The organism is Streptomyces sp. NPDC024632, from assembly GCF_055559175.1.
Map to the genome: position 1 here is coordinate 734335 of NZ_JBVHLD010000002.1, position 21980 is coordinate 756314.

Sequence of the window (21980 nt, forward strand, 5' to 3'; positions counted from 1 at the left end):
GCCTACGGACCGGTCTCTCTCCGGGGAGGCCGCTCCGAATCATGAACGCGTGTCAAGACTCGGGGCCGCTGAGCCCCGCCGTTAAGGGGGTCGAGCCATGGGGCGCGGCCGGGCCAAGGCCAAGCAGACGAAGGTCGCCCGCCAGCTGAAGTACAACAGCGGCGGCACGGATCTCTCACGTCTGGCCGACGAGCTGGGCGCATCGTCACCGCTTCCGGTCAATCCGGAGCCTGTCGAGGACGATGACGACGAGGATGACGACCCGTACGCACAGTACGCGGATCGCTACAACAACGACGGGGACGAGGACGACGAGTCCGAGTCATCCCCCCAGCGCCGTCACGCTTGACACCTGTCACGTAGACGCACATCACCGCATGTCACGTCGGCCCGGTCCGGGGTCCCGCCCCGGACCGGGTTTCGTCGTCGGCTCGTCGGCGCTGAGGACCCCACCGCTCTACCGCGCGTAGTCGCCGGTCAGTTCGACGGCCGCCGTGCCGCTTTCGCGTGCCGTGATCTCGCCGCTCACCCAGGCCCCGACGCCCCGGTCGGCGAGGGTCGCGAGCGCGACGTCCACGGACTCCTGCGGCAGGACGGCGATCATGCCGACACCCATGTTCAGCGTCTTCTCCAGCTCCAGGCGCTCGACGCCGCCCAGCTCCCCGACCAGTCCGAAGACCGGCGCGGGCTCCCAGGTGGAGCGGTCGACGGTGGCCCGCAGGTGGTCGGGGACGACCCGCGCCAGGTTGTTGGCGAGCCCGCCGCCGGTGATGTGCGAGAAGGCGTGCACCTCGGTGGTACGGGTCAGCGCCAGGCAGTCCAGCGAGTAGATCTTCGTCGGCTCCAGCAGCTCCTCGCCGAGCGTGCGGCCGAACTCCGGCACCTGCCGGTCCAGCGACCAGCCCGCCCGGTCGAACAGCACGTGCCGGACCAGGCTGTAACCGTTGGAGTGCAGCCCCGACGACTCGATGGCGACGACCGCGTCACCGGGCCGGATCAGGTCCGCGCCCAGCACCTGGTCGGCCTCGACCACTCCGGTGCCCGCGCCCGCCACGTCGAAGTCGTCCGCGGCCAGCAGCCCCGGGTGCTCGGCGGTCTCGCCGCCGACCAGCGCGCAGCCCGCGAGCACACAGCCCTCGGCGATGCCCTTGACGATGGCCGCGACCCGCTCGGGGTAGACCTTGCCGACGCAGATGTAGTCGGTCATGAACAGCGGTTCCGCGCCGCACACCACGAGGTCGTCCACGACCATGCCGACCAGGTCGTGGCCGATCGTGTCGTAGACGCCCATACGGCGGGCGATGTCCACCTTGGTGCCGACGCCGTCGGTCGCGGAGGCGAGCAGCGGGCGCTCGTACCGCTTGAGCGCGGAGGCGTCGAAGAGTCCGGCGAAGCCGCCGAGCCCGCCGACCACCTCGGGGCGGGTGGCCTTGCGGACCCACTCCTTCATCAGGTGGACGGCACGGTCGCCGGCCTCGATGTCGACGCCCGCGGAGGCGTAGCTGGCACCGGAGAAGTCAGCGCCGGTGGAGGCGGCGCCGGTTGACTCAGACATAGCTGGGGAACCTTCGTGTCGTTCGTGCGGAGGGCTGCGTGGCTGCCGCGGAGCCTACGGGCGGCGGAGCGCGTCCGCGGCGTCCGCGCCACCGGCCAGTTCGGTCTCCAGCAACTGCTTGCCCAGCAGCTCCGGGTCGGGCAGGTCCATCGGGTACACGCCGTCGAAGCAGGCGCGGCAGAGGTTGTCCTTGGGGATGGTGGTCGCCTCGACCATGGCGTCGATGGAGATGTACGCGAGCGAGTCCGCGCCCAGCGAGGTGCCGATCTCGTCCACGGTCATGCCGTTGGCGATCAGTTCCGCGCGGGTGGCGAAGTCGATGCCGAAGAAGCAGGGCCACTTCACGGGCGGCGACGAGATCCGTACGTGCACCTCGGCGGCGCCCGCCTCGCGGAGCATCCGGACCAGGGCGCGCTGGGTGTTGCCGCGGACGATCGAGTCGTCCACGACCACCAGGCGCTTGCCGCGGATGACTTCCTTGAGCGGATTGAGCTTGAGCCGGATGCCGAGCTGCCTGATGGTCTGCGACGGCTGGATGAACGTACGGCCGACGTAGCTGTTCTTGACCAGCCCGGAGCCGTACGGGATACCGCTGGCCTCGGCGTACCCGACGGCGGCCGGGGTGCCGGACTCCGGAGTCGGTATCACCAGGTCGGCGTCGACCGGGGCCTCCTTGGCGAGACGGCGGCCCATCTCGACGCGGGAGAGGTAGACGTTGCGCCCGGCGATGTCGGTGTCGGGGCGGGCGAGGTAGACGTACTCGAAGACGCAGCCCTTGGGGGCGGCCTCGGCGAAGCGGGAGGTGCGCAGGCCGTTCTCGTCGATGGCGATCAGCTCGCCGGGCTCGATCTCCCGGACGAAGCTGGCGCCGCAGATGTCGAGGGCGGCGGTCTCGGAGGCGACGACCCAGCCGCGCTCCAGGCGGCCGAGGACCAGCGGGCGGATGCCCTGGAGGTCGCGGGCCGCGTACAGGGTGTGCTCGTCCATGAAGACGAGGCTGAAGGCGCCCTTGACCTGCGGCAGCACCTTCGTGGCGGCCTGCTCGACGGAGAGCGGGTTGCCCTCGTCGTCGACCTGGCCCGCGAGCAGCGCGGTGACCAGGTCGGTGTCGTTGGTGGCGGCGACCTTGGTGGCCCGCCCCGGGCCCTGCGGGAGGGAGGCGACCAGTTCGGCCAGCTCGGCCGTGTTGACCAGATTGCCGTTGTGCCCGAGGGCGATGGAGCCCTGGGCGGTGGCGCGGAAGGTGGGCTGCGCGTTCTCCCACACGGAGGCGCCGGTGGTCGAGTAGCGGGCGTGGCCGACGGCGATGTGGCCGGTCAGCGAGCCGAGGGAGGTCTCGTCGAAGACCTGGGAGACCAGGCCCATGTCCTTGAAGACCAGAATCTGGGAGCCGTTGCTCACTGCGATGCCCGCGGACTCCTGACCGCGGTGCTGCAGGGCATACAGCCCGAAATAGGTGAGTTTGGCGACCTCTTCACCGGGGGCCCAGACACCGAAAACGCCGCAGGCGTCCTGGGGGCCCTTCTCACCGGGGAGCAGGTCGTGGCTGAGTCGTCCATCACCACGAGGCACGTTCACGAGTCTAGGGCAGGATTGCCCATCGTCCGAACGGGCGACCCTTGCATCTCCAGGTTCTATGCGCGTAGTGCCTTGCGGGGCAAGGGCATGTGACGTGGGCCCCGCCGTTCGGGTGCCACCGGTCCGGGCGGGGCAGCTCCGGGCGCCGCCGGTCCCGGGGGGCCGGGTCGGCTCCGGGTGCCGCCGGTCCCGGGGGCCGGATCGTCGTCCGGTGGGGAGGTCAGCCCAGGACGGGGAGGTACGCGTCCAGGTCGGCGCGCTCGCCGCTGGCGCTCACGGTCGCGGCGTCCACTTCCCGCGCCCAGGTCGTACGGCCGGTCGCCAGCCGGATCCAGGTCAGCGGATCGGTCTCCACGACGTTCGGCGGCGTGCCCCGGGTGTGCCGCGGGCCCTCGACGCACTGCACCGCCGCGTACGGCGGGACGCGGACCTCCACGGAATTGCCCGGCGCCTTGGCGGCGAGCGCGTCCGCGAGCAGCCGGACGACGGCCGCGACGGCGTGCCGGTCCAGCGGCACGTCCACGCCGGTCGCCCGCGCCAGGTCGTCGCTGTGCACCACCAGCTCCACGAGCCGCGTCACGGTGAAGTCCAGCGCCCGCATCCCGCCGAACACGTCCGGCACCACCAGATCCGTCCGCAGCGCCCGCTCCCTGCACCCGGCCAGTTCCTCGGCCGCCGCCGCCATCGCCTCGGCCGGGTCCCCCATGGCCGCGGCGGCCTCCTTGGTCGTGGCGTCCAGCCGGTCGGCGATCCCGGCCGTCGAGACGGCCCAGGTGTCCAGGTCGGTCAGCTGCCCTTTCCCGGCGGGCACGGCTTCGGCCACGTAACGCGGCAGCACCACGGTCTGCCGTACGACATGCGCGACGAGCGTCCGTACGTCCCAGCCGGGCAGCCCGCTCTCCCGCTGGAGCCGCTCCCCCGTCAGGGCGCTCACGGCCGACCGGAGATGCCCCGCCTGCGCGGTGAGCGCCCCCCACGTCCGGTCGGGCTCATACGTCCGCGCGCGTCGGCGCCGTTCAACGGGCATGCGCCCGAGGTTATACGGGCCCACTGACAGCGACGGTCATCGGCGGGACGGGGCCGGGAGGGCGGGCATGAGGGCGAGACGGCGGGCGAGGGCGCTGACCTGTTGGGGGCCGAGAGCGAAGGCGTACCGCTTGAGGGCGAAGGTGGCGGCGTCCTTCATGTCCGCCTCGGCGAGACCGGCGACGAGGTCGGCCAGGATGGGCGGGCTGCTCTCGGTGAGGGAGCGGCTGGCGATGACCGCGTTGACGCACTCCGGCAGGGAGTGGTCGTGCAGGGCGACGAGCCACCTCACCAGGTAGGTGCCTGTCGCCACGTAGTGCTGGCGGGACAGGGCGGTGCGGACCTGCTCGCCGTATCCGGCGGCCCACAACGCGGCGGTGGCGTAGACGCGCGCTTCGAGGGCGGCGGTCGGACCGACCAGACGGCTCACCTCGGCGACCGACAGCTCGCTGTCGCCGTCCCGCTCCTTGGCGGCGAGCGCGGCCAGCACCGCCCTCTCGACGCCGAACGCCTCCGCGTTGTCGATGAGGAAGAGCAGCCGCCTCGCGGCTCCCATCGGGTCGGCGCGGATCTGGAAACGGAACAGCGTGACCAGGGCGGTCGGGTCGTCGGCGGCGCGCAGCGCCTCCAGGACCTCCAGGAAGTCCTCGTCCGGCAGGAGCGCGACCGAGGCGAGGAAGTCCTCGTAGTCGCCCGGCGCTGCCAGCAGACCGCTGAGGAGCCGGAGCCGGTCGGCGACCGGGCGGCTGTTGACGGCCGTGACCAGTTGGGCGCGGTCCCGCTCCCGGCCCGGCCCGAACGACGCGAGCAGCGCCGCGATCTCCTCGGGCGAGCGGGTCAGGGCGGTGGCGAGCAGCCGGTTGGCGTCCACCGGCCAGCCCATGTCGCGCAGCGCCTCCACGAAGTAGGGGGTCGTCTCGACGGGATGCGTGAAAGCGGCGGCGCGCATCAGGTGGCGTACGCCGTCCGCGTGGCCGCTCTCACGGAGGGCGTCGGCCAGCTCCACGACGGCGGGGGCGTCGTACGACTCGGCGGCTGCCGCGAGCGCGATCAGCGCGCGGCCCTCCATGCCCGCGCTCCACAGCGCCTCGCACAACTCGGCCAGCCCGGCGGGTGTTTCGGCCTCCGCGACGGCGGTGTCGAGCAGGGTGGTCGCGAATCCCTGGAGCAGGACGATCCGCGCGTCCGCCGCCTCGGGCGGCCGGCCCCCGGTCCGCTCCTCCTCCCGCTCCTCGTCCAACGCCTTGAGGACACGGATGAGGTCGCCCGGCGACCTTCGGACGACGACCGCCGCGGCCCGCACGTACAGCTCGAACGCCTTCTGCCGACGGCCCATCGTCAGCAGCGCGTCCGCGAACCGTACGGCCTCCTCGTCCGACTCGGTGGTGGCCTCGGTCAGGACGCGGTCGGCGTCGGCGTCCAGCTCCGCGGACCACAGGGCGCCGAGCAGGCCGAGGACGTACTCGGTGTACGCGTTCTCCGCGACCGTCCTGGACAGCAGCCGGTCCGCCTCGGCCGGGTATCCGGCGGCGCGCAGCGCCCGCACCGTGCCCACGACGATTTCGGGGATCTGGGTGGTCACCACCTCGATCAGCCCGTGCGGGGCCTCTTCCGCGCCGTCCACCGCGTACAGCGCCTCCAGGCACTCCACGACCGCCTGCGGGCCGCGCGCGGCGACTTCCTGGAAGGGGATGCCCCAACTGTCCCCGTTCAGAAGGGCGACGAGCGCCGCGACCTCCTGCGGGGGCCGCAACGCGCCCGCGAGGCGCAGCAGTTCCCGGGCGTGCGCGCGTCCGCCTTCGGTCTGCCCCAACCGCACGTACTCCCTCGCGAGGGCGCGGGGCTTTCCTCGCAGCGCCTCCTTCAGGTCGTCCGGGATCGTGAGGGCGGGCGGGGCGGGCTTCGGGCCCGGCAGCGTCTCGGACGGCGGCGGCGCCGCGTGCGCCGCCCCGTACCGGTTGCGGGCGATGGCCAGCGTGCGGCCGGTGTTGCTCAGCCGCTGCTGCGGCAACGGCCGTCCCTTGGCGAGGAGTTCGCCGCGCAGCCGCTCGTAGACGCTGGTGACCTCGATCAGGGAGTCGCCGCCGGGCAGGCCCTGGTCGAGGAGGCGGATCAGCTCGCCGGTGAAGGCGGTGTAGGTCTCGCCGGGCGGGGCGAGCGCCTTGCGGGTGGCGGCGCTCGCGGTGAGGAGGTACGACCCGGCGATACGGGTCTGCTCGGCCATCTCGACCGGTGCGTTCGCCGCGCCGCCGCCGCTCATGCCGCCGACGAGCGCGCCGCCGCTGTAGCAGCAGTCGAGGATCACGATGCGGTTCGCGTCCCGTCGGGCGGTGAGGACTTCGCGGCGCACGGAGTCGAAACCGACCGAGGTGTAGGGGCGTTGGGGGTCGGTGGACGGCAGCGTCAGCAGCAGGCCGTCGGCGTCGCTGAGGCCGTGGCCCGCGTAGTACACGAGCAGCGTGTCCTCGGTCCTGCGGGCCGCGTCGTGGACCGCGTCCAGCACCTCGCCCGGCGACGCGGGTTCCGGGACCCGTACGCAGCGGTCGGGCGGCAGGCCCCAGACGGTGGGGTCTTCGAGCAACTCCCCTAAGCGGGCGAGGTTGTTCGCGACGGCCGGCAGGTCGTCAAGGCCCGGGTCGGCGAAGGTCGAGGAGCCGATGAGGACGGCGTACGAGCGGAGCGGGTCGGCGAGTTCCACGGCCCTACTCCACCTCGGGCGGCCCCGCGGGCGGCTGCTGCGGCTCCGCGAGGACGGCCAGCAGGCGGCGTACGGCCTCTTCGGAACCGTCCTGCCCCGACACGGTCACGGTCAGCCCGTCGGATTCACGGGTGAAGGTGAAGCCCGATCCCGGCGGGCGCGGCGCCCGCGACTTCCACCAACCGGCGTACACCACGGCGAGGTTGGCGAGGGCCACGGCGTGCGTGAGCACGAGGTCGATGACCTCGACGGGGCCCATCTCCCCGGCCTTACCGCCGGTCCGCGTCGCCAGCCGGACCTCGTCGGGACCGTCCTCGTCGGTGCGCAGCCACTCGGACAGCTCCCGCAGCTCAGCGGCCCCGTCCTCGTCCACCGCCGCAATACTCAACCGCACTACCGCCACCCCCCGGCGTCCGTTCCCGCGCCCACCAGAACACGGTCTCACCGGATCGTGTCACAGCCGGGCGCGCGCCCGGCACCGGTTCGCCACAAGTGAGCCGGTCGGCCGGTGCGGACGCGCGCCGCGGGCGGGCCGGCGGGGCCGGACGCCGGCCGACCGCGACCCGGCCCGGTGTCCTTCCGCCCCCGGTTCACACACCTGACACGACGCCGTCACACTCGGCGGAATACCTGGTCAGGAGCGCGGGGTTCTCACCACCATGACTGTAGGAGTGACACTCCACGCGTCCGAGGCGGCGAACCAGGTCGACGCCACCGTAGAACTCGCCCGTGAGGCCGCGGCCCACGGCCTGCGCTCGGCCTGGTTCGGGCAGACCTTCGGCGCCGACTCGCCGCAGCTCGCCGCGATCGTCGGACGTGAGGTGCCCGGCCTCCACGTCGGCACCTCCGCGATCCCGGTCTTCGGGCGGCACCCGCTGCTGGTCTCCAGCCAGGCCCAGACCGCCCAGGCGGCCACGCACGGCCGCTACCACCTCGGGCTCGCGCTCGGCACCAAGCTGCTGACCGAGGCCGGATTCGGCATCCCCTTCGAGCGGCCCGTGGCCCGCCTGCGCGAATTCCTCACCGCCCTGCGGCAGTTGACGCAGACCGGCGCCGCCGACTTCCACGGCGAACTGCTCACCGCCGCCACCCCGGTCCCCGCGCGCGTGCCGGGCGCCGAGGGCGGTGTTCCGCTCCTGGTCGCCGCGATGGGGCCGCAGGCCCTGCGCGTCAGCGGGGAACTCGCCGACGGCATCCTGCCCTACCTGGCCGGGCCGCGCGCCCTGAGCGAGCACATCGTCCCGGCCGTCACCGCGGCGGCGCGGGCGGCGGGCCGCCCCGCGCCCCGGATCGTGGCCCTGGTGTCCGGCGTGGTGACGGACGACGTCGACGCGGTCCGGGCGAAGGCCACCGAGCAACTGGCCTTCTACGAGCAGATCCCCTCCTACGCGCGCGCCATCGAACTCTCCGGCGGCCGGCGCGCCTCCGACGTCGCGGTCATCGGCGACGAGGAGACGGTCGCGGCCGAGGTACGGCGCTACCGGGACGCCGGCGCGACCGAGGTGGTGTTCTCGGGCACCGACATCGCGGGCGAGGCGGACCGCCTGCGCACCTGGACGCTCCTCGGCGAACTGGCGGTCTGACCAAGCCGCTTCACCGGGCGGACGTCGTTATTCGCCGTCGTCTGTCGGCCAGGAGGTCAGGTCGGCCTTGGTGATCGTGGTGGTGAGCAGAAGGTCGGTGATGAGGTTGTGGTTGAGCGCGTTGCCGACCGGCGGGGGCACCTCGTGTTCGAGGAGGCCGCGGATGTCGGTCTCGCGGTGGAGACGGCGGCGGAGCTTGGCGACGACGTGGGCCGCGCGTTTGGCGCTCCAGGGGTCGGCGGGGTGGAGGTCGGTGAGTTCGTAGGCGACCTGGGACCAGGTGAGGGGCTGGGGCTGGGGGTCGTTGCGGAGGTAGCGCTGGGCGAGGCAGGTGAGGACCAGCTTCTCCTCGTCGGTGAGGTCGCGGGTCTCGCGGTCGCTGGTCTCGCGCTCGTGGGCGACGGAGGCCGAGCCCCGGACGGCGGCGCCGGGCTGCGGGCCGGCGGAGGCGATCCGGACCTCCAGCAGGTGCTCCTGGCGCGGGGCGACGATGAAGAGCGGGGTGTAGCCGGTGCTCAACTCGGCCTGGTCACCGCCGAGTACGAGACGTGAACCGGGAAAGCGGATCGGCAGCTTGCCCGTGTTGCCGAGGGTCCAGCGGGAGTGCGCGTAGGCGATGATCCCCTGGCGGCGGCTGACGCACGCGTCGCCCGTGCCGACGCAGACGTGGACGTCCAGCTCGTTGCGGCCGAACATCACGGCGAAGTCCGCGTCCGGGGCGACACTCATGCCGCCGCTCGGGCCGAGCACGAAGAGCGTGCCGGGCGCGGCGGCGGGAATTCCCCGGCTGAGGCTACCGATGTCCTTGGGCAGGAAGCTGACTTTGCTCACCATGGTGAATGCCTTTCTCCTCGGCCGGGGGCGCACACGCTAACCGTCGAGCCCCGGGAGGGGTCCCGGCAGGGAACTGGACCCGCCCCCCGCGATGTCGGTGGGATACGTCGGACCGAACGGCGTTTTGGTGGGAGCGCGTTGGTCGAACACCGCGCTGCCGTCCAGCAGGATGCGGCAGTGCGCCGCGCCCGAGCCGAGGGTGAGCCTGATCTCCCAGCCGACGGAGCCCGCGACCCCCGGCACCTCGACCGTCCTGCGCCAGGGCAGCTTCTGCGGCTTCCTGCTCCTGGTCACCTTGCCGTTGACGGCGTACGAGACCGTCGTCAGGGTGCCGGTCCCCGTGACCTCGAAGACCAGGGAGACCGGCTTCGCCGAGGGCGTGGGGGTCGTGGGGGGCGCCGTGGCCGTGGGGGTGACACCCGCGCGCGAACGCGTGGGCGTCGTACGCGACTTCCCGTCACCGCCCGGTCCCTCACCGGACGACGAGCCGTCCGAGCGCGTGGCCAGCACCGCCGCCGTGCCCCCGGCCACGGCCACGACGGCCGCCGCCACGCCGCCCAGCAGGACGCGGCGCCGCCCCGGCCCGGTTGACGGCGACGAGAGGCCGGGCGGGTTGTCGGCGGCGCTCGCGTTCGCGTCGATGGCCGTGACGACCTGCGGCGGGAGCCAGTGGACGGCGGGGACCGCGCTCTCGTCCGGCGCCGGGGCGAGCCGTTGGACCAGCGCGGCGGCGGTCGGGCGCGCGGCGGCGTCGGGCCGTCGGCAGTCGGCGACGAGGGCACGCAGCGCGTCCGTACCGCCGCCGTCCTCGACCCCGCCGTCGGCGCTCCCGTACGCGTACGCCAGCGTCGCGCCCAACGAGTAGACGTCGCTCGGCGGACCGGCCGCGCCCGCGACCTGCTCCGGGGACATGAAGCCCCAAGAGCCCGCGTGGCCGGACGCGTTGACGAATACGTGGCCGGGTTCGGGCGGCGTCCCGGGCGGCGCGGGCGGGGCCGTCGTCGCGATGCCGAAGTCGATCAGCCGGGGGCCGTCGGCCGTCAGCAGGACGTTCGCCGGCTTGACGTCGAGGTGGGCGACCCCGTTGCGGTGGAGGTCGGCGAGGGCTTCGGCGAGACCGGCGGCGAGGCGGCGGACGGAGGCGGCCGGGAGCGGGCCGAAGCGCTCGACGGTGTCGCGCAGGGAGAGCGACGGCAGGAATTCGGTGGCCATCCAGGGCGTGGCGGCGTCGGGGTCCGCGCCGAGGACGGAGGGGCTGTGGACGCCGCCCACGGCGGAGTTGGCGGCGATCTCACGTCGGAACCGTTCGCGGTACGGGAGTTCGCGGGCGAGGTCGGCGTGCATGACCTTGACGGCGACGGACCGGCCGCCCCGGGAGCGGGCCAGGTAGACGGTGGCCATGCCGCCCGTGCCGATGCGCGCCAGGGTCCGGTACGGGCCGACCGTACCGGGGTCGCCGGGTTCAAGCCGCAGCATTCGGGGCTCCGTTCGGTGATCCACTCGGTGTGACGCTCGGCGCTCCGCCCGGTGTGACGGTCGGTGTCACGCCCGGCGCGACGCTCGGCGCTCCACTCGGCGTGACGGTCGGTGTCACGGCGCCTGACGTCGCGCCCGGCGTTCCGTTCCGGCTTCCGTCCTGCGTTCCGTTCCGGATTCCGTCCGGCGGGCTGACCGCGTCGAGGTAGCCGTCCCGTGTGCCCAGGACGACGAGCCCGCCGACTGCCAGCGCTCCCCACGCCGGATCGGCGGAGGCGCCGGGTTCGTTCATCGCGTCGGCGCCGTAGGTCCACAGGACGCTGCCGCCTGCGGCGTCGAGGGCGTGGACGACGGAGTCGGTCGTGCCGACCCACAGCGTGCCGCCCGACAGGCCGATCGCCGTCGACTCGCCGTACGGACTCGCCGTGTCCTGGCCCATGCGGCGCGACCAGACCTCCGCGCCCGTACTGGCCCGCAGCGCGCGGATGTGGCCGTCGACGTCGTCGGCGAAGAGCAGGCCGCCGCCGGTGCGGCGGTACGAACTCCGCGTGTCCACCGTCTTGTTCCACGCGGCCTTGCCGGTGGCGGAGTGGAGAGCGAACAGGTTGCCGTACGCGTCGTGGGTGAACACGAAGCCGTCGCCGCCGATGACGGTGTCCATCGGCTGGTCCGCCAGCTTGTGCGTCCAGCGGACGCGGCCGGTGGTCGCGGACAGGGCGGTGATCGCGTTGGTGCCCCGCGCGGTGCTCTCGACCAGGACGAGCCCGGCGCCCGCCGTGGCGTACTGCCCTTCCACGGTCGTACGCCAGATGACCTTGCCGCTCTTGGCGTCGAACGCCGTCACCGCGTCGCCGCCCGTGACGCAGACCATCGAGCCGGTGGCCGCCGCCCCCCACACGAAGTTCATGAGCGGCACCCGGTAGGTCCACAGGGTGGCTCCCGACGCCGGGTCGAGGGCGCGCAGCGTGGAGGTGTCGTTCTCGCGCTCGTCGATCACGAACACGGCGCCGTCGCCGTCGCCGACGGTGATCTTGGATGCCTGGGTGGCGAAGTCAATGGGTCGCGACCAGAGTTGCCTTCCGGTGCGCGCGTCGAGGGCGCGGGCCACGGCGGTGCCCGTGTCGTTCGCCGTGAGGAGGACGTCGCCGGTGGCGTAGATGTCGGGGTAGCCCTGCCCGTTGGCGGGCACCTTGGTCTTCCACCGCGAGGTGGCTTCCGGGGGCGCGGCGGGGGACGGGGCCGGCGCGCTGGAGGGTTTCGGCCGACCGGAGTCGGCGGACGTACGGTCCTTGCCGGACGACGGGGAGCCCTTGTCCGATCCCGTGCCCCTCACGGCCAGTACGACCCCTGCCGTGACGGGTACGGCGGCGGCGGCCACCGTCAGCAGCAGTGTGCGGCGGCTCGGGTCGCGGAGGGTGCCGGGTGGCTTCGGGGGCCCGGGCGGCAGCGGCGGCGGACCGGCGGGCGGGTCGGCCGTCGGGTCGGCCGTCGTCTGGCCCGGCGCCACGGCCTGCGGTCCCGGCGCTCCTTCGGGCCGCACCTGCCCCGGCGTCGGGGCGTACGGCGGCGGCTCCGCTCCCGTCATCCGCCGGTCCACCGCCTCGGCCATCGGCGGCGGCAGCCACCGCGTGCCCTGCACGGAGGCGGAGGGCTCGCCGAGCCGTTCCAACAGGGCGGCGGCGCTGGGGCGTTCGCCGGGCTCGCGGCGCAGGCAGGACGCGACGAGGGCCCGCAGCCCCCGATCCGTCACCCCGGTGAGATCCGTCCGCGCGCGCCGTACCCGTTCCAGCGTGGCCGCCCGGTCGCCGTCGCCGAAGGGCTCCCGCCCGGTCGCCGCGAACACCAGCACCGCGCCGAGCGCGAAGATGTCGCTGTCGGAGCCCGCGAGCCCGCCGGACGCCTGTTCGGGCGACATGAAGCCCGGCGTGCCGAGCAGCGCGCCGGGGGCGGTGATCGACGTGGCGCCGTCGGGGCGGGCGATCCCGAAGTCGATCACGCGGGGGCCGCCCGCCGTGAGCATGATGTTCTCCGGCTTGAGGTCCCGGTGCGCGAGGCCCGCGCGGTGGATGTCCACCAGCGCCTCGGCCAGGGCCGCCGCCAACAGGCGTACGGCGGCGGGCAGCAGACCGCCGTACGCGCCGACCGCCTCCCGCAGCGACAGGCCCGGCAGGTACTCGGTCACCAGCCACGGCACGGCGGCGTCCGCGTCGGCGTCCAGCAGCGGCGCGGTGAACGCCCCCGTCACCGTACGGGCCGCCGCCACCTCCCTGCGAAAGCGCGCCCGATAGCGCGCGTCCCGCGCGAACCCGGCCTTGACGACCTTGACCGCCACCGCGCGTCCGCCCGGCGAACGCCCCAGGTACACCACGCCCATTCCGCCCGCGCCCAGTCGCGCCAGCAGCCGATGGCCCCCGATCTGCTCCGGGTCCTCCGGTTGTAGCGGCTCCACGGCGCTCATTCCTTCTCGGCCGCCGGGGCGGGAGTCACAGGAGCACCAATTGTCGCCTTGTGCGGGGCGGGGATCGCGGGGTCCTCACAAGGACTTCACAGCACGTTCTAGAGGGGGCGGGAGCGGGTGCTTCAACGCGTCCGGTCAGTGGCGGACTTCGCTCGCCAGTGGGCCAGCCGCTCGCGTACGAGAAGGAGGTCGCGATGCTCGGGGTCGAGCACCTTGGCCATGTCGTCCAGCACCGACGTGAGAGCGGTGACAGCGGCGGCGGCGCTGCTGTCCACGCCGAGCCAGTTGGCAAGCCTGGCACGGAGGAGGAAGGTGTGCGGATGCTCGGGGCCGAGGACCCGCGCGTAGTCCTCGTACAGCGCCTCGTACGCGGCCACGGCACCGGAGGGAGCACCCGCTCTGCCCTGCCATTCGGCGAGGTGCCCACGGATGGCGAGCGTCTGATCGTGATCGGGGCCGAGCACCCGCGTGGCGTCCGCCAGGAGTTCGACGTACGTCGCGACGGCCGAGGACGGATCGCCTGTGCCGCCTTCCTGGTGAGCGAGGTCGCTGCGGACGGCGAACGTGAGTGGATCGTCGGGGCTCACCTTCAGATGCGGGCTCTCCAGCCACTCCCCGAGCGCGGCGGCGGCCGTACCGTCTCCTGCCGCGCGTTGCCACAGCGCGAGAAGGGGACGGACAAGGTGCGTGTACGGATGGCCGGGTCCCAGCAGGTGCTCCATGTCGTTGAGGACGTCCGTCAACGCGGCGACGGTGCCCGCAGCGTCCCCCGCCCGCCCGTACCAGTTGGCGAGGACGGCACGGTTGAACAAGGTGTGCCGGTGGGCGGGGCCCAAAAGCGTGTGCGACACGCGTACGACGTTCGCGTAGTAGGCGATGGCATCGGAGACTTGGCCCGCCATTCCCAGCGACCTGCCGTAGCGGTGCAGCACGACGTGCGACGCGGGCTCGTACAGCGCCTTCTCCGCGACCCCGATCACGGCGGCCGTGTTCGCCCGCAGCGACTGCGCCAGTTCGGTGTCCCGCTCGACCTCGGGCCAGGCTTCCACCAACCCGTCGGCGGCCACTCGCGCCAGCGCGTCCTGTTCCGCCTCGGTCAAGGTGTCGCGCACCGCGCGCTGGACGAGGCGGTGGACGCGGACGGCGCGGTGCGGGGTACGGGGGCTGTGGTCGAGGAGGCTGAGGCGGTGGAGGACGCGGAGGGTGCGGACGGCGTCGTCGGAGGAGACCGTGTCCTGGGAAGGGGCTTCTTGGGCAAGCCAGTTGAGCGCCGGGGCGCCGGTGAGGACGGCCTCGGGGATGCCGTTGGGGTCGAGCATCGAGGCGAGTTGGAGCATGGGGCGGGCGAGGCCGACCGGGGCGTGGTGGTCGGCGCGGTCGAGCGACAGGGTCCAGGCGGCGGCGACGCCGGTGGTCTGGTCGTCGGGCAGGGCGGTGGGGCGCAGGTCGGCGAGGCGCTGGGCGCGGTCGGCGAGGCGGGCGCGGTAGGTCGCGCAGGTGATTCCGGCGTCCACGACGTACGCCGTGGCCTGGGACATGGCGAGCGGCAGCCAGCCCAATGCGCTTCCCAGCGCCATGAGTTCGCGCAGCGGCTCGCGGTCGTGGGCGGCGAGGGCGGTGGTCAGATAGCCCTCGCTCTCCTCTTCGGTGAAGACGCCGACGGTGACCTGTCTACGGCCCCGGCCGGTGAGGGCGGCGTCGCGGCTGCGGGTGGTGACGACCGTACGGCCGGTGGGGCTGTCGGGCGGCCACAGGCCGGTGAGGTCGGCGGGGTCGGTGACGTCGTCCAGGACGACGAGCCAACGCGGCGCTTCCGGGGCGGGTTTGGGCTCAAGCCACGCCAGGAAGGCGCGGGCGGCGCGTTCGGGGTCCTCGCGGTCCGCCCCGAGCAGCGTCTGCGCGGCCTCCGCGAGGCCGTCCACCACCGTCTGGCGGCTGGTCGCCGTGACCCACACCAGCAGGTCGAGGCGGCCGGACCGCCACGCGTCCCGGGCGTGCCGCGCGGCGAGTTGGGTCTTGCCCACGCCGCCCATGCCGGTGAGGACCTGGCCGACCACGGCCGTACCGGCGTCGGTGAGCGCCGCGTCCAGGGCGCCGACGGCCGCGCGGTCCTGGAAGCAGTCCGCCTCGCGCGGGACGACGCCGATCTGTACGGGCCAGGCGGCGGGCGGGCGCGGGGGCGGGTGGTGGTGCTGGTGGAGTCCGCCGTGGACGGTGTGGGCCGCGACGGAACCGTCAACGGCCGTTATCGTGACGGCCGTTGGCGTCCTCGTGGGCTCTTCGGGTGGAGCGCCGGGTGCGCTCAGCCCTGTGGCGGACCCGGCACCTGAGGGTCCGGCGCCGGGGGGTTTCCGATCGTCACGTCACCCATCCGTACGGCGGCGGCCGAGCCGCCGTCCGCGCGGATCTCGACGTTTCCCCCGATGGCGACGCCGTCGCCTTCCGCCGAGGCCGTGGCGGGCGTCAACGCCCGTACCTCGTCAACGACGCGGCGCAGCGCCTCCGCCAACTCCCCGTCCTGCTCGACCGCTTCGTCCAGCGCGTCGGTCAGACGACGGCGCGTCCTGGCGGACACCTCCCCGGCGTCCGCCTCCCGTGCCGCCCGTTCCAGCGCCGGGTCCTCCCCCAGCGCACCGGAGACCAGCGTGTGCAGCCGGTCCATTCCGGCGTCCAGACCCCGGTCCACCTCCGCGTCCGCCCGCCCCGCCACCCGCCGCGCCTTGGCCACCAGCCACGCGCACACGTACCCGATCGCAATCTCCACACCGGTCACTCTTCGACGGTAGCCCCAACTCCCGTGCCGCCGCACCGAAAGCGGCGGCACCACCGGGGCGCGGCGGGCGGCCCCGTGAACTCCGCCCCCTCCGCCGCCCTCACCCACGACGTGCCCCGCCAGGGGCCGCGACCCACCCCCGCCGGGCCGCCAGCCCGAAAACAACCGCATCTGCCCCACGGAGGCCGGTTCTCAAAGGCGCACCAACCCCGTGGCTGGTCGCGCAGTTCCCCGCGCCCCTTAAAAAATCGGCTCACCGCCCGGACGAAAGACAGTCCGCCCCGTCAGGGGCGCTGGGGGCACCTCCCGGCCGAAGGCTGGGGGAGGAACTGCGCGAGCAACCCACCACCGGCCGGTGGTCCGGGCACAACCGAACTGCCCCGCCGGGGGGGGGCTGGTGACCTGCGGGAGCGTCGCGGGTGAGCGCGCCCACGCGGCGGCAGCCGCACATCAAACACAGCCCCGCACCTCTAAAAGGATCGGCTCACCGCCCGCACAGGCCCTCGCGGATGAGGACGAGGGTCGCTGGCCTTGCGCAAGGCGGGGCATTTCAGGGGCGCGGGGAACTGCGCGGCGAGCCCCCACCGGTCGGTGGTCCGGGCACAACCGAACTGCCCCGCCGGGGCGGCTGGTGACCTGCGGGAGCGTGGTGGGTGAGCGCGCCCACGCGGAACGGCGCCGTCAGGCGCCGACGGTGCCGTCGATGGCCTCGCGGAGCAGATCGGCGTGGCCGTTGTGACGGGCGTATTCGAGGATGACGTGCTGCATGACCAGGCGGAGCGAAACGTCCTCGTCGTGGCGGGAGTTGTGGACGACGAGGTCGAGGGTGGGGGCGGCGCCCTCGATGCGGCGGGAGTGGGCGACCTCGGCGTGCCAGGCGGAGAAGGCTTCGTCGCGGGTGGAGCCGGAGGCGTCGTACGCCTCCTGGAAGTCGCCGGTGGCGGACCAGACGAGAGGGATGTCCTCGCCGTCGATGATCCGGCGGAACCAGGCGCGTTCGACCTCGGCCATGTGCCGGACGAGCCCGAGCAGGCTGAGGGTGGACGGCGGCATGGAACAGCGGCGCAATTCGTCGTCGGTGAGGCCGTCGCACTTCATGGCGAGGGTCTCGCGGTGGTAGTCGAGGAAGCCGCGCAGCGTCTCGCGCTCACCGCCCGTGGTCGGCGGGCCGGTGCGCGGGTCGGGGGTCTCGGTCTGCTCTGAGTTCACGGTCCATTCTGACCGGCCCCCGGCACCCCGGCCCCCCGGCCCCCCGGCACCTCGGTGCTCGCGGCACCGGGCGGCGGTCATCCCCGAGTGGCGAACGGTCTCAGCACTCCCGCAGGCCGGGCGCCGGGTCCTGGCCGGTGTAGAGGTCGACGGCCGGGACGTTGCCCCAAGCGCCGTTGTCGAGCTGCGTCCAGTACCAGATGTCGTTCTGGCCCGCGTGCGGGTCGCCGTGGCCCCAGCAGACGAACCAGTTGAAGCCGGTGGTCAGGGTGCCGCGGGTCGCCGAGCGGTAGGAGCGGTCCGCGAAGCCCCTGGCCCCGACCTTGTTGCCGCAGTACAGACGGCCGTCGGACCGGACACCGCACTCGGCGGCCGGCCTGACCTTCTCCTTCGCCGGAGCGGCGGCGGCCGTGGCCGAGGCCCCGCCGGTCATGGCGAGACCCGCCGTCATCACGGCGGCGGACAGCAGCACGGCGATGTTCTTACGTGTGATCACTGCACATTCCCCTCGTTTCGTGCGCCAACGTGCGAGCGCGCTAAACGATCATGGGTGACGGCGCACAGCCCCGAGCACCGCCATACGGGTGGATCCGGCACATGCCGTCTTATGACGCCTCCGGCAATTGCCACGACGCCCGATTCCCGTAAGACGTCAAGCCGTTCGTCACACCGTTAAGACCATCGCCGGTCCACGCCACACCACACAGATGCCCCGGCCGCGTCATCGCGGCCGGGGCACCCGGTGGACTTTTCCGTCACATCAGCGGAACGCTCAGGCGAGCAGCGCCGGAATCGTCCCCTCGTGCGCGGCGCGCAGTTCGCCCAGCGGAATGCTGAACTCCCCCTGCACGTCGATCTCGTCGCCGTCGATGACGCCGATCCGCGCCGCCGGAAGCCCCCGCGCCCCGCACATGTCGGTGAAGCGCAGTTCCTCGGAGCGCGGCACCGCGACGACGGCGCGGCCCGCGGACTCGGAGAACAGGAACGTGAAGGCGTCCAGACCGTCCGGGACGACCAGCCGCGCGCCGTGCCCGCCGCGCAGGCAGGACTCGGTGACCGCCTGGACGAGACCGCCGTCACTGAGGTCGTGGGCGGCGTCGATCATGCCGTCGCGCGACGCGGAGATCAGGATCTCGCCGAGCAGCCGCTCGCGGTCCAGGTCGACGGCGGGCGGCAGACCGCCGAGGTGGTCGTGGACGACCTGCGACCAGGCCGAGCCGCCGAACTCCTCGCGGGTGTCACCGAGCAGGTAGATCAGGTGGCCCTCGTCCTTGAAGGCCATCGGCGTACGCCGGTTGACGTCGTCGATCACGCCGAGCACCGCGACCACCGGGGTCGGGTGGATCGCCACGTCGCCGGTCTGGTTGTACAGCGACACATTGCCGCCGGTCACCGGGGTGCCGAGCTGGAGGCAGCCGTCGGCGAGACCGCGGGTGGCCTCGGCGAACTGCCACATCACGGCCGGGTCCTCGGGCGAGCCGAAGTTCAGGCAGTCCGAGATGGCCAGCGGCTTGGCCCCGGAGGCGGCGACATTGCGGTACGCCTCCGCGAGCGCCAACTGCGCGCCCGTGTACGGGTCGAGCTTCGCGAAGCGGCCGTTGCCGTCGGTGGCGATGGCCACGCCGAGGTCGGTCTCCTCGTCGATCCGGATCATGCCGGAGTCCTCGGGCTGCGCCAGCACCGTGTTGCCCTGCACGAAGCGGTCGTACTGGTCGGTGACCCACGCCTTGGACGCCTGGTTCGGCGAGCCGACCAGCTTGAGCACCTGCTCGCGCAGTTCGGCGGAGGTGCCGGGCCGCGGCAGCTTCCCCGCGTCGTCGGCCTGGAGCGCGTCCTGCCAGTCCGGCCGGGCGTACGGGCGGTGGTACGTCGGCCCGTCGTGCGCGACCGAGCGCGGCGGCACGTCCACGATCTGCTCGCCGTGCCAGAAGATCTCCAGTTGCGAGCCCTCGGTCACCTCACCGATGACGGTGGCGATGACGTCCCACTTCTCGCAGATCGCCAGGAAGCGCTCGACCTTGTCGGGCTCGACGATCGCGCACATGCGCTCCTGCGACTCGCTCATGAGGATTTCCTCGGGCGAGAGCGTCGCGTCGCGCAGCGGCACGGTGTCCAGTTCGACGCGCATGCCGCCGGAGCCGGCCGAGGCCAGCTCGCTGGTGGCGCAGGACAGGCCCGCGCCGCCGAGGTCCTGGATGCCCGCGACCAGTTGCTCGCGGAAGATCTCCAGGGTGCACTCGATGAGCAGCTTCTCCTGGAAGGGGTCGCCGACCTGGACGGCGGGGCGGCGGGACGGGCCGGTCGAGTCGAAGGTCTCGCTGGCCAGCACCGAGACGCCGCCGATGCCGTCGCCGCCGGTCCTGGCGCCGTACAGGATCACCTTGTTGCCGGGGCCCGACGCCTGCGCGAGGTGGATGTCCTCGTGCTTCATGACGCCCACGCACAGCGCGTTGACCAGCGGATTGCCCTGGTAGCAGGGGTCGAAGACGACCTCGCCGCCGATGTTGGGCAGGCCGAGGCAGTTTCCGTAGCCGCCGACGCCCGAGACGATGCCGGGCAGGACGCGCCGGGTGTCGGGGTGGTCGGCCGCGCCGAACCGCAGCGGGTCCATCACGGCGACCGGCCGCGCGCCCATCGCGAGGATGTCGCGGACGATGCCGCCGACGCCGGTGGCCGCGCCCTGGTAGGGCTCGATGTACGACGGGTGGTTGTGCGACTCGATCTTGAAGGTGACGGCGTAGCCCTGGCCGACGTCCACGACGCCCGCGTTCTCACCGATGCCGACGAGCAGCGCGTCGGTCTGCGGGGCCTTCTCGCCGAACTGCTTCAGGTGCACCTTGCTCGACTTGTACGAGCAGTGCTCCGACCACATGACCGAGTACATCGCCAGTTCCGCGCCGGTCGGGCGGCGGCCCAGGATCTCGCGGATCCGGGCGTACTCGTCCTCCTTGAGGCCGAGTTCCTTCCACGGCTGCCCGGCCTCGGGCGTCTCGGCGGCGTGCTTGACGGTATCGAGGGTCATGCGGAGACCAACTTCTTCAGGACCGAGGTGAAGAATCCGAGGCCGTCGGTGCGGCCGGTGCCGATCAGCGGCTCGACGGCGTGCTCGGGGTGCGGCATGAGGCCGACGACATTGCCCGCGGCATTGCTGATGCCCGCGATGTCACGGAGCGACCCGTTCGGATTGCCGTCCAGATAGCGGAAGACCACCCGGCCCTCGGCTTCCAGTTCGTCCAGCACCCGCTCGGCGGCGGTGTAGCGGCCGTCGATGTTCTTCAGCGGGATGGAGATCTCCTGGCCGTCCGCGTACTGCGACGTCCAGGCGGTGGCGCTGGTCTCGACCCGCAGCTTCTGGTCGCGGCAGACGAAGTGGAGGTGGTTGTTGCGCAGCATCGCGCCTGGCAGCAGATGCGACTCGGTGAGCACCTGGAACCCATTGCAGATGCCGAGAACCGGCATTCCGGCCTTCGCCTGTTCGATGATCGTTTCCATCACCGGCGAGAAACGCGAGATCGCGCCGGCCCGCAGATAGTCGCCGTACGAGAAGCCGCCCGGCAGAACCACCGCGTCGACCTGCTGGAGATCCTTGTCACGGTGCCACAGCGGTACGGCTTCGGCGCCCGCGACCCGGACGGCGCGCTGTGTGTCACGGTCGTCGAGCGTGCCGGGGAATGTGACGACGCCAACGCGCGCAGTCACGACTCCACCTTTACGGCGAAGTCCTCGATCACGGTGTTCGCGAGAAAGGTTTCCGCCATCTCGCGAATGCGGGCGAGGGCGGCGTCGTCGACCGGCCCCTCGACCTCTAGTTCAAAGCGCTTTCCCTGGCGGACGTCGGAGATCCCGTCGAAGCCCAGGCGCGGCAGTGCTCGCTGCACCGCCTGGCCCTGGGGGTCGAGGATCTCCGGCTTGAGCATGACGTCGACTACGACGCGTGCCACTTGCACTCCCGGTGGTGTGGTGCGTGAGGTTCTCTCAGCGTACCCGGTGCGAAAATCTACGCGAGTAGATATGAACGCGACCCCTAGCGCACCCCTAGATCACTGATCACGTTTATGTATCGGCCGCCGAAATGCTTGGGGAAACCCGTAGGTGAAACATAGGGTCCCGATTACGAAGCGGCACCCGGGGGAATTAACAGGTGTCACGATGTATCACGCGGTGCCCATTTCGTGGCATCGTACAAATGAAAACTTGTCGACACTCGACTTGTCGGCCCACCCGTGACACCGGGGCCCTGCGTCCGGTCGCGACCGTTCCCGCTCGCGACCGCCACGACACACGGGCCGCGTGCGATCGCCGGGCCCCGGCAAGGCCGATGGCGTACGAAAGGACCACATCCCTATGGCGCAACGCGTACTGGTCACCCTCGCCGACGACCTGGACGGCGGAGAAGCGGCGGAAACCATCGCATTCGGCGTCGACGGTCAGTGGTACGAGATCGACCTCTCGTCCCAGAACGCGGACAAGCTGCGCAATGACCTGGCTCCTTACGTGGAGGCCGGCCGCCGCCGCACCCTTTCGGGCCGCGCCTACAAGCGCACGCCGATCGCCCCGACCCCGGCCACCGTCCGCGCTTGGGCGCAGTCGAACGGCTTCGAGGTCCCGGCCCGCGGGCGCATCCCCAAGAAGGTCTACGAAGCGTTCAACAAGGCCAGTTGACGGTTCCGCGACAACTCACTGACAACCGCCGGGCGAACGGGCGGGGGCGGTGGTGCCGACTGGACAGCCACCCCCACCCTTCCGCTAGTGTGTGGAGCACGCCGAGGGCAGGGCCGAAAAGGCCAGGT

Annotated in this window: 18 protein-coding genes; 3 read left to right on the forward strand and 15 right to left on the reverse strand. The window is 72.5% G+C overall.

Annotation, left to right across the window (positions count from 1 at the left end):
* Positions 1–97 precede the first annotated feature (97 nt).
* Positions 98–349: a DUF3073 domain-containing protein gene (locus ACZ37P_RS06705; RefSeq protein ID WP_355336163.1), complete on the forward strand. Its 252-nt coding sequence runs from the start codon at positions 98–100 to the stop codon at positions 347–349.
* Between the two features lie 108 nt (positions 350–457).
* Here the strand turns inward: ACZ37P_RS06705 and purM are convergent, their stop codons facing one another.
* From purM to ACZ37P_RS06730, 5 genes are all read right to left on the reverse strand, one after another.
* Positions 458–1555, reverse strand: coding sequence for a phosphoribosylformylglycinamidine cyclo-ligase (gene purM, locus ACZ37P_RS06710; RefSeq protein WP_355336161.1), 1098 nt, complete (start codon positions 1553–1555; stop codon positions 458–460).
* 54 nt (positions 1556–1609) lie between these two features.
* Positions 1610–3127, reverse strand: a complete 1518-nt coding sequence (gene purF / locus ACZ37P_RS06715) for an amidophosphoribosyltransferase (RefSeq protein ID WP_355336160.1) — start codon at positions 3125–3127, stop codon at positions 1610–1612.
* Positions 3128–3353: 226 nt separating this feature from the next.
* Positions 3354–4160, reverse strand: a complete 807-nt coding sequence (locus ACZ37P_RS06720) for a maleylpyruvate isomerase family mycothiol-dependent enzyme (protein WP_391159390.1) — start codon at positions 4158–4160, stop codon at positions 3354–3356.
* A 36-nt stretch (positions 4161–4196) separates the two neighbouring features.
* Positions 4197–6857, reverse strand: a complete 2661-nt coding sequence (locus tag ACZ37P_RS06725) for a caspase, EACC1-associated type (protein WP_467345190.1) — start codon at positions 6855–6857, stop codon at positions 4197–4199.
* A gap of 4 nt (positions 6858–6861) precedes the next feature.
* Complete coding sequence (locus ACZ37P_RS06730; protein ID WP_355336154.1) at positions 6862–7230, reverse strand: effector-associated constant component EACC1; 369 nt, start codon at positions 7228–7230, stop codon at positions 6862–6864.
* Between the two features lie 253 nt (positions 7231–7483).
* Here ACZ37P_RS06730 and ACZ37P_RS06735 point away from each other — a divergent pair, with 253 nt between their 5' ends.
* Positions 7484–8440: a TIGR03564 family F420-dependent LLM class oxidoreductase gene (locus ACZ37P_RS06735; protein WP_467345241.1), complete on the forward strand. Its 957-nt coding sequence runs from the start codon at positions 7484–7486 to the stop codon at positions 8438–8440.
* Positions 8441–8467: 27 nt separating this feature from the next.
* On the opposite strand, the gene ACZ37P_RS06740 is transcribed toward ACZ37P_RS06735, so the two are convergent.
* From ACZ37P_RS06740 to purS, 10 genes are all read right to left on the reverse strand, one after another.
* Positions 8468–9274, reverse strand: a complete 807-nt coding sequence (locus tag ACZ37P_RS06740; RefSeq protein ID WP_467345192.1) for a hypothetical protein — start codon at positions 9272–9274, stop codon at positions 8468–8470.
* Positions 9275–9310: 36 nt separating this feature from the next.
* Positions 9311–10750, reverse strand: coding sequence for a serine/threonine-protein kinase (locus ACZ37P_RS06745; RefSeq protein ID WP_467345193.1), 1440 nt, complete (start codon positions 10748–10750; stop codon positions 9311–9313).
* A complete protein-coding gene (locus tag ACZ37P_RS06750) occupies positions 10737–13199 on the reverse strand; it encodes a protein kinase domain-containing protein (RefSeq protein ID WP_467345194.1) in 2463 nt (820 codons plus the stop codon). The genes ACZ37P_RS06745 and ACZ37P_RS06750 overlap by 14 nt, the downstream gene beginning before the upstream one ends.
* Positions 13200–13330: 131 nt before the next feature.
* Positions 13331–15265: a tetratricopeptide repeat protein gene (locus ACZ37P_RS06755; RefSeq protein WP_467345195.1), complete on the reverse strand. Its 1935-nt coding sequence runs from the start codon at positions 15263–15265 to the stop codon at positions 13331–13333.
* Between the two features lie 245 nt (positions 15266–15510).
* Positions 15511–15972 (reverse strand): hypothetical protein, encoded by a 462-nt coding sequence (locus ACZ37P_RS06760; RefSeq protein WP_355336145.1) that lies wholly within the window; start codon positions 15970–15972, stop codon positions 15511–15513.
* Between the two features lie 690 nt (positions 15973–16662).
* On the reverse strand, positions 16663–17190 hold the full coding sequence (locus ACZ37P_RS06765) for a DinB family protein (protein ID WP_467345196.1): 528 nt from the start codon (positions 17188–17190) through the stop codon (positions 16663–16665).
* Positions 17191–17290: 100 nt separating this feature from the next.
* Complete coding sequence (locus tag ACZ37P_RS06770) at positions 17291–17686, reverse strand: hypothetical protein (protein ID WP_355336141.1); 396 nt, start codon at positions 17684–17686, stop codon at positions 17291–17293.
* A gap of 276 nt (positions 17687–17962) precedes the next feature.
* Entirely contained in the window at positions 17963–20212 is a 2250-nt protein-coding gene (gene purL / locus ACZ37P_RS06775) for a phosphoribosylformylglycinamidine synthase subunit PurL (RefSeq protein WP_391130439.1), read from the reverse strand.
* On the reverse strand, positions 20209–20889 hold the full coding sequence (gene purQ, locus ACZ37P_RS06780; RefSeq protein WP_355336137.1) for a phosphoribosylformylglycinamidine synthase subunit PurQ: 681 nt from the start codon (positions 20887–20889) through the stop codon (positions 20209–20211). The genes purL and purQ overlap by 4 nt, the downstream gene beginning before the upstream one ends.
* Positions 20886–21131, reverse strand: coding sequence for a phosphoribosylformylglycinamidine synthase subunit PurS (purS, locus tag ACZ37P_RS06785; protein ID WP_093716007.1), 246 nt, complete (start codon positions 21129–21131; stop codon positions 20886–20888). The genes purQ and purS overlap by 4 nt, the downstream gene beginning before the upstream one ends.
* A gap of 403 nt (positions 21132–21534) precedes the next feature.
* On the opposite strand from purS, the gene ACZ37P_RS06790 reads away from it, so the two are divergent.
* Positions 21535–21852, forward strand: coding sequence for a histone-like nucleoid-structuring protein Lsr2 (locus tag ACZ37P_RS06790; RefSeq protein WP_188284161.1), 318 nt, complete (start codon positions 21535–21537; stop codon positions 21850–21852).
* Positions 21853–21980 lie beyond the last annotated feature (128 nt).

What these genes read in the sequence shown, in the direction of transcription:
- ACZ37P_RS06740 (WP_467345192.1), bottom strand. Translation starts at nt 9,274, where the DNA reads ATGGTGAGCAAAGTCAGCTTCCTGCCCAAGGACATCGGTAGCCTCAGC.
- purM (WP_355336161.1), bottom strand. Translation starts at nt 1,555, where the DNA reads ATGTCTGAGTCAACCGGCGCCGCCTCCACCGGCGCTGACTTCTCCGGT.
- ACZ37P_RS06720 (WP_391159390.1), bottom strand. Translation starts at nt 4,160, where the DNA reads ATGCCCGTTGAACGGCGCCGACGCGCGCGGACGTATGAGCCCGACCGG.
- ACZ37P_RS06745 (WP_467345193.1), bottom strand. Translation starts at nt 10,750, where the DNA reads ATGCTGCGGCTTGAACCCGGCGACCCCGGTACGGTCGGCCCGTACCGG.
- ACZ37P_RS06705 (WP_355336163.1), top strand. Translation starts at nt 98, where the DNA reads ATGGGGCGCGGCCGGGCCAAGGCCAAGCAGACGAAGGTCGCCCGCCAG.
- purL (WP_391130439.1), bottom strand. Translation starts at nt 20,212, where the DNA reads ATGACCCTCGATACCGTCAAGCACGCCGCCGAGACGCCCGAGGCCGGG.
- ACZ37P_RS06790 (WP_188284161.1), top strand. Translation starts at nt 21,535, where the DNA reads ATGGCGCAACGCGTACTGGTCACCCTCGCCGACGACCTGGACGGCGGA.